Origin of the sequence: Nocardioides sp., from assembly GCF_004803405.1 — a bacterium.
GTDB classification, from domain to species: domain Bacteria; phylum Actinomycetota; class Actinomycetes; order Propionibacteriales; family Nocardioidaceae; genus Nocardioides; species Nocardioides vastitatis.
Map to the genome: position 1 here is coordinate 1 of NZ_SSXI01000163.1, position 9,414 is coordinate 9,414.

The following is a 9,414-nucleotide window of genomic DNA, read 5'->3' on the forward strand; positions in this document are numbered from 1 at the left end:
CTCCGCGGAGACCCGGCCGATCGGCACCGCGGGTCGGGTCACCGGCGTCGCCGTCGTACGGCCGCTCGGGGTGGCAGGGGTCGTCGCCGCCTCGGCGACCGAGCCCCACGCCTGACATTCCCCGCAGCGGCCCACCCACTTCGCGGTCGTCCACCCGCACTCGGCGCAGCGGTAAGTCGAACGTGTCTTCGAACCAGCCATGACCCCGACCGTAGGCGACGGCGCCGACAACACCGTGGAGGCACGCGCGAGGAGACGAGCACCGGGGGTGCGCACGAGTGGCCGCGCGCGTCGGGGCCAGCGCGGGTGCGTGGGACCATGGCGCGGTGGACCTGCCCCGCCTGCCGGCGACCCTCGCCGACGTCGCCGACCGCGCGGGCGTCTCCCGGCAGACGGTGTCCAACGCGATCAACAACCCCGACCTGCTCCGTCCGGAGACCCTCTCGCGGGTCCAGCACGCCATCGACGCCCTCGGCTACACGCCGAACCATGCCGCGCGGCAGCTGCGCACCCGCTCCTCGCGCCTGGTCGGCCTGCGGATGTCCCCGGCGCAGGAGTTCACGGCCAACATGGCGATGGACCGATTCGTCCGGGCCCTCGTGGAGGCCTCCCGCGACGCCGGCTACCACGTGCTGCTTTTCGCCGGCGAGCCTCTCGTCGAGGGCGAGCTGCCCGCCCCGATGGCCGGGTACGACGACCTGCTCCGTTCCACCGCGGTCGATGCGTTCGTCGTCACCGACACCTACCTGGGCAACCCGCAGGCGGCCGGGCTGGCCGAGCGTCGGGCGCCCTTCGTCGCGTTCGGGCGGCCCTGGGACGACGCCGGGGCACGTCATCCGTGGGTCGACGTCGACGGTGCGGCGGGCGCGCAGCTCGCGACCGAGCACCTGCTCGAGCGGGGCCACGAGCGGATCGCCTGGCTCGGCTGGCAGCCCGGCTCCCGGATCGGCGAGGACCGACGTGCGGGGTGGCACCGCACCATGACCGGGCGCGGGCTGCCCACGTCGGGCCTGGAGGCAGCGACCGACGACACCGTGGCCGCGGGTCGGGGGGCCGCCGCGGCGCTCCTGGACGCCGTGGGTCCGACCGCCTTCGCCTGCGCCTCCGACACGCTTGCCGTCGGCGTCCTGCACACCCTGGCCGAGCGCCGCCTGCGGCCCGGCCAGGACGTCGCGGTCGTGGGCTTCGACGACTCCCAGGTCGCGCAGGTGGTGCCGCCCGGCCTGACCTCGGTGCGCCAGCCCCTCGAGCAGGTGGCGGTCGAGCTGGTCCGCGCGTTGAGCGACCTGCTCGGTCCCCGCCCGCACACGAGCCGCGGGGTGCTGCTGGAGCCCACGCTCGCCGTACGGGCGTCGACGACGCGGTAGCCGACCGCTGCCGGTCCCGGTCAGTACTCCTTGGTCCAGAGGTTGACGGCGTAGTCCACCTCGAGGCCGCGGTGGTGACGCAGGACCTGGTCGGCGACGTCGGGCTTGAACTCGATCCGCACCACGGCCTCGAGGTCCTCGCGGCTCTCGAACCGCCAGCCCATGTCGACGCGGTCCAGCGTCCAGCCACGCATCGTCCAGAAGCGCTCGATCGTCCCGGGCGGGTCGAGGTGGGGGAAGGCGCGGCGGAACCAGGCGCCGAAGGTCGAGCGGGAGCCGTCGTTGTCGATCACCATCGCGGTGCCCCCGCGGCGGATCACCCGCTCGAGCTCGGCGAGACCGGGCTCGCAGCCGGGTCCGAAGAAGTACGCCCACCGGGCATGGACGACGTCCACGGATCGGTCCGGCAGCGGGACCTGCTGCGCTGCGCCGAGCAGCACCTCGACGTTGTCGAGGCCCCTGCTGCGCCGGAGGGCCAGTCGCTGCAGCCCGGGATGCGGTTCGACGCCGACCACACGTCGGGCGGTCTGCGCGAACCTCGGCAGGTGGAAGCCGGAACCGCAGCCGAGGTCGAGCACGACGCGTCCGGCCCAGTCGGCGCGGGCGGCCATCGCCGTCCAGAGCCGACCGTCGGGGTCTGCGGCGCGGTTCTCGACCTCGTAGGTCGCGGTGTGCTGCCAGATGTTCGGGCTGGGGATGGCCCCGGCGACCGGTCGCGAGGCTCCGGTCGAGGGCGGCACGCTCACACCTCGAGGCGGCGGATGGCGGCCGGCGAGCCTCAGAGTCGGACGACGCCGTTCGGCGTCTGCACCTGCGCGGCCAGGATCCCCGGCGTGCCGTGCGGGGCGACCCACTCGACCTTCACGTCCTCCAGCGGCGCCTCGACGGTCTCGCCGAGCCACTCGCTGACCCGCTGCGGGTCACCGGCGATCTCGATGCCGGCCAGGGAGATGGCGCCGTCGGTGCCGGCCGACGGGTGCAGCTCGGCGGGGACGTCCCACTGGATGAAGAACGGCAGCTGCGGGTCTGCGATCAGGCCGTTGACGCCGATCTGCTTCCAGCGCAGCTCGGTGCCGTCGGGACGGTGCCGACTGCCGGGCACCGCCTCGCGGCCGAGCCGCCGCTCGACGACGGAGATGTCGGGCACCGCCACGACCCAGCCGAGCCAGCCGCCGCCGAGGGCGGAGCGGGCGCGGACGGCCTGGCCGAACGGCGCCTTGTCGGAGGCCGGGTGGTCGAGCACCTCGACCACCTCCAGGTAGGTCCCCTCCGCGAGAGGCAGGACCATGTTGCGGGTGCCGAAGCGCGGGTGGACGCCGCCGTCCTGGAACTCGCGCCCGAGCGCCGCGCCGAGCCGGGCGGCCGTGCCGGCGAGTCCGTCGGGTCCGGCCGCGTACGAGAGGTGATCCAGGCGCATGTCGACATTCTCGGCTCTGCCTCGGGCGACGGATCCAGCGGGGTCGGAGTCTCTTGATGTCGAGAGGTGAGTGTCACGAACAAGGATCGGCGGGATGGAGGGCGAGCGCCGACCTCGAGCGCAGGTGTGCCTCGCAGTGGCGGACCAGCTCGTCGTAGGCCTTCCGTCCCATCAGCTCGACCAGCTCGGGCTCGTTGGTGACGTAGACCGGCTCCATCCCGACGTGGGCGTCAGTGTTGCCCGAGCAGTACCAGTCGAGGTCGTGCCCACCGGCACCCCAGCCGCGGCGGTCGTACTCGGTGATGCAGACCTCGGTGTACGTCGTGCCGTCCATCCGCTCGACCTGCCGGAAGGTACGGCGGATCGGCAGCTGCCAGCACACGTCCGGCTTGGTCTCGAGCGGGTTCCTGCCCTGCTGGAGCGCCAAACCGTGGAGCGCACAGCCGGCGCCGGCGTGGAAGTCCGTGCGGTTGGCGAAGACGCACGAGCGCTGCCCGTCCACGAGGTGGGCCCGCGTCTTGCGCTCGCCGTCCTCGTCCTTCTCGATCCAGTCCTTGCGCTTCACCGGCCGGCCGGGGTGGTGCTGCCAGAGGTCGGGCGTGAGCTGCTCGACGAAGCCCTCCACCCGCCGCTGGTCGGCCTTGTCGGCGAAGTGCGCACCGAGCGTGCAGCAACCCACGTCGGGGGAGTCCGCATAGATGCCGGCGCAGCCGCTGCCGAAGATGCAGGTGAAGGAGGAGGTGAGCCAGGTGAGGTCGCAGCGCAGCACCTCGCTGTCGTCAGCGGGGTTGACGAACTCCACCCACGCACGGGGGAAGTCCAGGTCCACCTCGGCCACTGGGCAAATCTAGTCGAGGGGCCGCCGTCCGACCGCATCGCTGCTAGTACCGTGGACGCATGCGCCTGGGCGTGCTCGACATCGGATCGAACACCGGTCACCTGCTCGTGGTCGACGCCCACGACGGAGCGGCCCCGCTGCCGGCCTTCTCCTACAAGGAGCCACTGCGCCTCGCCGAGCACCTCGACGTGAACGGCGACGTCTCCCCGACCGGCGTCGACGCGCTCACCACCTTCACCGCCCAGGCGCTGCTGGTGGCCGAGGAGAAGGGCTGCGAGGAGATGCTGTCGTTCGCCACCTCCGCGGTCCGGGACGCCGGCAACGCGGAGGCGGTGCTCGCCCACGTCCAGCAGCAGACCGGCGTCGCCATCGCGGTGCTGCCCGGCGAGGACGAGGCCCGGCTCACCTTCCTCGCCGTACGACGATGGTTCGGCTGGTCCGCGGGGCGACTCGCGGTCTTCGACATCGGCGGGGGATCGCTGGAGATCGCGGCCGGCACCGACGAGCGGCCGGACGTCGCGTGGTCGCTGCCGCTGGGTGCCGCGCGACTGGCGCGCGCGGAGTTCGAGGCCCGGCCCGACGAGGAGCACCTGCGCCAGATCCGCCGCAGGATCAGGGCGGACATCGCCCGCGACGCCGGCCACCTGCTCCGCGCCGGGCCGCCCCACCGCGCGGCGGCGACGTCCAAGACGTTCCGCTCGCTGGCGCGGATCTGCGGTGCGCCCCCATCCGGTGATGGACCGCTCGTGCCGCGGCTGCTGCCACTCGACGAGCTGCGCCGATGGATCCCCAAGCTGGTGGCGATGACCCCCGAGGAGCTCTCCGCCCTGCCGGGCGTCTCGCCCAGCCGTACCCACCAGATCGTCCCCGGCGCCCTCGTCGCCGAGGCCTGCATGGACATCTTCGACCTGGCCGAGCTCGAGGTGTGCCCCTGGGCGCTGCGCGAGGGCGTGATCCTCGAGCGCATCGACAAGCTCGGCATCGCCCACGTGCCGTGACCGCCCCGTCCGGGCCCGCGGGGCGTCCTCGCATCGGCCTCTCCACGAGCTCGGTCTATCCCGAGTCGACGGCCCACGCCTTCAGCTATGCCGCGAACCTCGGCTACGAGGCGGTCGAGGTGATGGTCGGCATCGACGCGCTCTCGCAGCAGGTCGGCGCCGTCAAGGAGCTCGCCGACCACCACGGCGTGCCGATCAGCGCGATCCACGCGCCCACGCTGCTCTTCACCCAGCGGGTGTGGGGGCTCGAGCCGTGGGGGAAGCTCGAGCGATCCGCCGAGATGGCCGCCGAGGTCGGCGCCGAGGTGGTCGTCGTGCACCCGCCGTTCCGGTGGCAGAAGGAGTACGCCCGCGACTTCGTCAACGGCATCGCCGCTCTCGAGGAGTCTTCGGGCATCGCCTTCGCCGTGGAGAACATGTACCCGTGGCGGGCCTCGTCGCGACGCCACCTCGAGATGTACCTCCCCGGCTGGGATCCGTCCGAAGAGCCCTACGCCAACACGGTCATCGACCTGTCGCACGCCGCGATCGCGAACGCGGACCCGGTTGCGATGGCCCAGCGGCTCGGCCCACGGTTGCGGCACGTCCACCTGACCGACGGCACCGACTCGGCCAAGGACGAGCACCTGGTGCCGGGACGTGGCGACATCGGAGCGGCCGACTTCCTCCGGCATCTCGCCCGCGTGGGCTTCGCCGGCGAGGTGGTGCTGGAGATCAACACCCGTCGCTGCACGACGCGCGAGGAGCGCGAGGCCGACCTCCTGGAGTCGCTGGAGTTCGCCATCGAGCACCTGAGCGCGGTCCCCGCCGGTCCGACTGCCGACGCCCCATGACGGCGCCCACCCGGGGTCGCCGTCCGGGCAGCCCGGACACCAGGGCCGTGATCCTGGCGGCCGCTCGCGAGCGCTTCGCCGGTGCGGGCTACGCGGGCACGACGATCCGGGCCGTCGCGCTCGACGCCGGGGTCGACCCGGCGCTCGTGCATCACTACTTCGGCTCCAAGGACGACCTCTTCATCGCCGCCCTCGAGCTGCCGGTGGACCCGCGGACCGTGGTCGCGGAGCGGATCGCGTCCAGCGATCCCGACACCGGGCCGGGTGAGCGGATCCTGCGGGCGATGCTCGGTGTCTGGGACGACCCCGCGCTCCAGCCCGGTCTGCTCGCCACCGTGCGCCATCTGCTGGAGCCCGGCGGCGGCCGCCTGGTCGGCCAGGGGTTCCTGCCGGTGGTGCTGGAGCCGGTCGGCGAGCTGCTCGGCGTCGAGGACCCGGCACGCCGGATGCCGCTGGCCGCCAGCCAGGTGATCGGCCTGATCCTGATGCGGTACGTGCTGCGCGTCGAGCCGGTCGCCTCCTTGACGACCGAGCAGCTGGTGACGATCTACGCGCCCGTGCTCGACGGGTTCCTGATCGGCCCGCTGCCCTAGGAACGGACCTTGCGTGTCGCCGGCGTCCGGCGCATAATTCAACGCATGGTGAATTCTGTGATCGAGATCGTGGGACTGCGGGTGGTGCGCGGCGGCCGGGTCGTGATCGCCGGACTCGACCTGACCGTCGGTCCCGGGGTCACCGGCCTGCTCGGCCCGTCCGGGTGCGGCAAGTCGACGCTGCTGCGGAGCATCGTGGGCGTGCAGCGCGTCGCGGCCGGCGACGTGACCGCCCTGGGGCGGCCAGCGGGGAGCGCGGCGCTCCGCGACCGCGTGGGCTACCAGACCCAGTCCTCCAGCGTGTACGACGACCTGACGGTCGAGGAGAACCTCCGCTTCTTCGCCCGGGTGCTCGGGAGGCCCGCTGCGGCGGTCGAGACAGCCGTCGAGGCGGTGGACCTCGTCAGCCACCGCGACCAGGTGGTCGGGCGGCTCAGCGGCGGGCAGCGGTCCCGGGTCGGCCTGGCGGTGGCGCTCCTGGGCGAGCCGGAGCTGCTCGTGCTGGACGAGCCGACCGTGGGCCTGGACCCGGTGCTGCGCCGCGACCTGTGGGCGCTGTTCCACCGGATCGCCGAGGGCGGCACCGCGGTGCTCGTGTCCAGTCACGTGATGGACGAGGCCGAGCGCTGCGACCAGCTGCTGCTGATGCGGGAGGGTCGCATCCTGGCGCACGACACGCCGGCCGGCATCAAGGAGCGGACCGGCGCCCGCGACGTCGAGGCCGCGTTCCTCTCCCTCGTCCAGGGCGAGGACGCGGCATGAGCGCCCGGGTCACGCTGGCGATCACCGCGCGGGTGCTGACCCAGCTGCGGCGCGACCACCGGACGCTGGCGATGCTGCTCCTGCTGCCGTGCCTGCTGCAGACGCTGCTGTGGTGGATCTTCGATGCGACGCCGCTCGTCTTCGACCGGATCGGGCCGGCGCTGCTGGCGATCTTCCCGTTCTTCGTGATGTTCCTGGTCACCAGCATCACCACCCTGCGGGAACGCTCCAGCGGCACCCTCGAGCGGCTCTTCACCATGCCGATGGGCAAGCTCGATCTCCTGGTCGGCTACGCGCTCGCCTTCGGCCTGGTCGCCGCAGCCCAGGCCGCCCTGGTGACCGGCGTGGCCGTGGGGCTGCTCGACCTCGACGTCCGCGGACCGGTCGGCCTGCTCGGGGTGGTCGGGGTGGCGGACGCCGTGCTCGGCACGGCGCTCGGGCTCTTCGTCTCAGCGTTCGCGCGCACCGAGTTCCAGGCGGTGCAGTTCCTTCCCGCGGTCGTCGTGCCACAGATCCTGCTCTGCGGGCTGCTGGTGCCACGGGAGCGCCTGCCGCGCGTGCTCGAGGTGATCTCCGACGTCCTTCCCCTGTCCTACGCGGTGGACGCGATGGAGCACCTGGCCACCACGACCGGCACCGCTGACGTGTGGCGTGACGTCGCCGTGGTGGCAGGGTTCACCCTCGCCGCGCTGGCACTGGGCGCGGCGACCCTGCGGCGTCGTACCGACTGACGGGCGCCGTACCTTTGCCTCATGCGACCCGTCCGGGACTCCCTGCTCCTGCTGTCGCGCAGCACTGCGGTGAAGCGGATCGTCACCACCCTGCCGCTCTCCGCGGGGCTGGTCCGCAGCTACGTGCCCGGTGAGGACACCGAGGACGCGGTGCGCGCGGTCGGCGAGCTCGCCGCCGACGGCATCGAGGCCACGATCGACTTCCTCGGCGAGGAGACCGTCGAGCCGGAGCAGGCGACCGCCACCGTGCAGGCCTACCGCACCCTGCTCGCACGCCTGGTCGCCGCCGGCCTCGCCGACCGCGCCGAGGTCTCGGTGAAGCTGACCGCGATCGGCCTCCGGCTCGAGGACGGCGAGCGGGTCGCGCTCGAGAACGCCCGCTCCATCTGCCGGGCGGCCCAGCGCGCGGGCACCACGGTCACCATCGACATGGAGGACCACACCACCACCGACGCCACGCTGGCCATCGTCCAGGAGCTGCGACAGGACTTCCCCGACACCGGCGCGGTGCTCCAGGCCTACCTGCGCCGCACCGAGGACGACTGCCGGGCGCTGGCCGGCCCGGGCATCCGGGTGCGCCTGTGCAAGGGCGCCTACGACGAGCCGATCGAGGTCGCCTACACCGACCCGGCCGAGGTCGACCGGTCCTACGTCCGGTGCCTGAAGGTGCTGCTCAAGGGCGAGGGCTACCCGATGGTCGCCACGCACGACCCGCGGCTGGTCGAGATCGCCTCCGCGCTGGCCAGCCGCTACGGCCGCGCGCAGGGGACCTACGAGTTCCAGATGCTCTACGGGATCCGTCCCGCGGAGCAGCGAAGGCTGGCCGACGCCGGTGAGCGGGTGCGTGTCTACCTCCCGTACGGCGAGGAGTGGTACGGCTACCTGATGCGGCGACTGGCGGAGCGTCCGCAGAACCTGTCACTGTTTCTCACGTCGTTGATCTCCAAGAAGTGACTCTGAGTCCAGGAATCGAGCAACCGTGAGCGAGCTGAAGCGGACCGCCGTCATCGGCGCCGGGGTGATGGGCGAGACCCTGCTGTCCGGCCTGATCCGGGCCGGTCGTGCCGTCGACCAGCTGGTCGTCGTCGAGAAGCGCGCGGAGCGCGCCGCCGAGCTCAAGGAGAAGTACGGCGTCGAGGTGGTCGCCGACGTCGCGGCTGCGGCCTCGGCCGAGACGGTACTGCTGGTCGTGAAGCCGCAGGACATGGCCGACGTGCTCGGTGACATCGCGCCCGCACTGCGCCGCGGACAGCTGCTCGTGTCGCTGGCCGCCGGCATCACCACCGGGTTCATCGAGTCCCACGTCCCTGACGGCGTCGCCGTCGTCCGGGTCATGCCGAACACCCCGGCCCTGGTCGATGAGGGCATGGCCGCGATCTCCCCCGGCACGCACTGCGACGCCGCGCACCTGGCCGAGGCCGAGGAGCTGATGGCGTCGGTGGGTCGGGTCGTGCACGTGCCCGAGAAGCTGCAGGACGCAGTCACCGCGATCAGCGGCTCCGGCCCCGCCTACGTCTTCTTCGTGGTCGAGGCCATGATCGAGGGCGGTGTGCACCTCGGGCTGCCGCGCACCGTCGCCCACGAGCTCGCCGTCCAGACGCTGTTCGGCTCGGCCATGATGCTGCGCGAGACCGGGGAGCACCCGGCGGTGCTGCGCGAGCAGGTCACCTCGCCGGGCGGCACCACCGCGGCGGCACTCCGCGAGCTGGAGGTGCACCGGGTGCGCGCTGCCTTCCTCGCCGCGCTCGAGGCCGCACGGGACCGGTCGCGCGAGCTCGGCTCGTAGATCGGCGCGAGCGCGTCGCTCGGCCATCCGCGGTCGCCGCCCGGTCAGTACCGCTGGTGCAGCGCGGCCGCCAGGCTGAGCTCGGCCAG

11 protein-coding genes and 1 pseudogene are annotated in these 9,414 nt (G+C 72.7%); 8 read left to right on the forward strand and 4 right to left on the reverse strand.

All coding sequences use genetic code 11. The annotated features are described in order from the left end of the window. Positions 1 to 201, reverse strand: a pseudogene (locus E7Z54_RS11685) (DNA repair protein RadA); the annotation flags it as partial. Positions 202 to 326: 125 nt separating this feature from the next. On the opposite strand from E7Z54_RS11685, the gene E7Z54_RS11690 reads away from it, so the two are divergent. Beyond that, positions 327 to 1,367 carry a LacI family DNA-binding transcriptional regulator gene (locus E7Z54_RS11690; protein ID WP_206056170.1) on the forward strand — a complete coding sequence of 347 codons (1,041 nt, stop codon included), beginning with the start codon at positions 327 to 329 and terminating at the stop codon, positions 1,365 to 1,367. Between the two features lie 20 nt (positions 1,368 to 1,387). Here the strand turns inward: E7Z54_RS11690 and E7Z54_RS11695 are convergent, their stop codons facing one another. From E7Z54_RS11695 to E7Z54_RS11705, 3 genes are all read right to left on the reverse strand, one after another. After that, on the reverse strand, positions 1,388 to 2,107 hold the full coding sequence (locus E7Z54_RS11695; RefSeq protein WP_136433868.1) for a class I SAM-dependent methyltransferase: 720 nt from the start codon (positions 2,105 to 2,107) through the stop codon (positions 1,388 to 1,390). Between the two features lie 38 nt (positions 2,108 to 2,145). After that, on the reverse strand, positions 2,146 to 2,784 hold the full coding sequence (locus E7Z54_RS11700) for a VOC family protein (RefSeq protein ID WP_136433870.1): 639 nt from the start codon (positions 2,782 to 2,784) through the stop codon (positions 2,146 to 2,148). 73 nt (positions 2,785 to 2,857) lie between these two features. Next, positions 2,858 to 3,622 carry a DUF3109 family protein gene (locus tag E7Z54_RS11705; protein WP_136433871.1) on the reverse strand — a complete coding sequence of 255 codons (765 nt, stop codon included), beginning with the start codon at positions 3,620 to 3,622 and terminating at the stop codon, positions 2,858 to 2,860. 59 nt (positions 3,623 to 3,681) lie between these two features. Between E7Z54_RS11705 and E7Z54_RS11710 the strand changes: the two genes are divergently transcribed. From E7Z54_RS11710 to proC, 7 genes are read left to right on the forward strand one after another with little or no spacing between them, the layout of a single operon-like run. Further along, positions 3,682 to 4,620, forward strand: coding sequence for a Ppx/GppA family phosphatase (locus E7Z54_RS11710; protein ID WP_136433873.1), 939 nt, complete (start codon positions 3,682 to 3,684; stop codon positions 4,618 to 4,620). Next, positions 4,617 to 5,453, forward strand: coding sequence for a sugar phosphate isomerase/epimerase family protein (locus E7Z54_RS11715; protein ID WP_136433875.1), 837 nt, complete (start codon positions 4,617 to 4,619; stop codon positions 5,451 to 5,453). Before E7Z54_RS11710 ends, E7Z54_RS11715 begins: the two co-directional genes overlap by 4 nt. After that, a complete protein-coding gene (locus E7Z54_RS11720; protein WP_136433877.1) occupies positions 5,450 to 6,046 on the forward strand; it encodes a TetR/AcrR family transcriptional regulator in 597 nt (198 codons plus the stop codon). Before E7Z54_RS11715 ends, E7Z54_RS11720 begins: the two co-directional genes overlap by 4 nt. 45 nt (positions 6,047 to 6,091) lie before the next feature. Next, a complete protein-coding gene (locus E7Z54_RS11725) occupies positions 6,092 to 6,808 on the forward strand; it encodes an ABC transporter ATP-binding protein (RefSeq protein WP_136433879.1) in 717 nt (238 codons plus the stop codon). After that, on the forward strand, positions 6,805 to 7,539 hold the full coding sequence (locus tag E7Z54_RS11730; protein WP_136433880.1) for an ABC transporter permease: 735 nt from the start codon (positions 6,805 to 6,807) through the stop codon (positions 7,537 to 7,539). The genes E7Z54_RS11725 and E7Z54_RS11730 overlap by 4 nt, the downstream gene beginning before the upstream one ends. A 21-nt stretch (positions 7,540 to 7,560) precedes the next feature. Further along, positions 7,561 to 8,493 carry a proline dehydrogenase family protein gene (locus E7Z54_RS11735; protein ID WP_136433882.1) on the forward strand — a complete coding sequence of 311 codons (933 nt, stop codon included), beginning with the start codon at positions 7,561 to 7,563 and terminating at the stop codon, positions 8,491 to 8,493. 34 nt (positions 8,494 to 8,527) lie between these two features. Then, positions 8,528 to 9,325: a pyrroline-5-carboxylate reductase gene (proC, locus tag E7Z54_RS11740; protein ID WP_136433886.1), complete on the forward strand. Its 798-nt coding sequence runs from the start codon at positions 8,528 to 8,530 to the stop codon at positions 9,323 to 9,325. Positions 9,326 to 9,414: the final 89 nt, after the last annotated feature.

Bases quoted from the DNA above. Each gene is read 5' to 3' on its own strand.
- E7Z54_RS11720 (WP_136433877.1), top strand. From the start codon at position 5,450: ATGACGGCGCCCACCCGGGGTCGCCGTCCGGGCAGCCCGGACACCAGG.
- E7Z54_RS11700 (WP_136433870.1), bottom strand. From the start codon at position 2,784: ATGCGCCTGGATCACCTCTCGTACGCGGCCGGACCCGACGGACTCGCC.
- E7Z54_RS11730 (WP_136433880.1), top strand. From the start codon at position 6,805: ATGAGCGCCCGGGTCACGCTGGCGATCACCGCGCGGGTGCTGACCCAG.
- E7Z54_RS11735 (WP_136433882.1), top strand. From the start codon at position 7,561: ATGCGACCCGTCCGGGACTCCCTGCTCCTGCTGTCGCGCAGCACTGCG.
- E7Z54_RS11725 (WP_136433879.1), top strand. From the start codon at position 6,092: ATGGTGAATTCTGTGATCGAGATCGTGGGACTGCGGGTGGTGCGCGGC.
- E7Z54_RS11710 (WP_136433873.1), top strand. From the start codon at position 3,682: ATGCGCCTGGGCGTGCTCGACATCGGATCGAACACCGGTCACCTGCTC.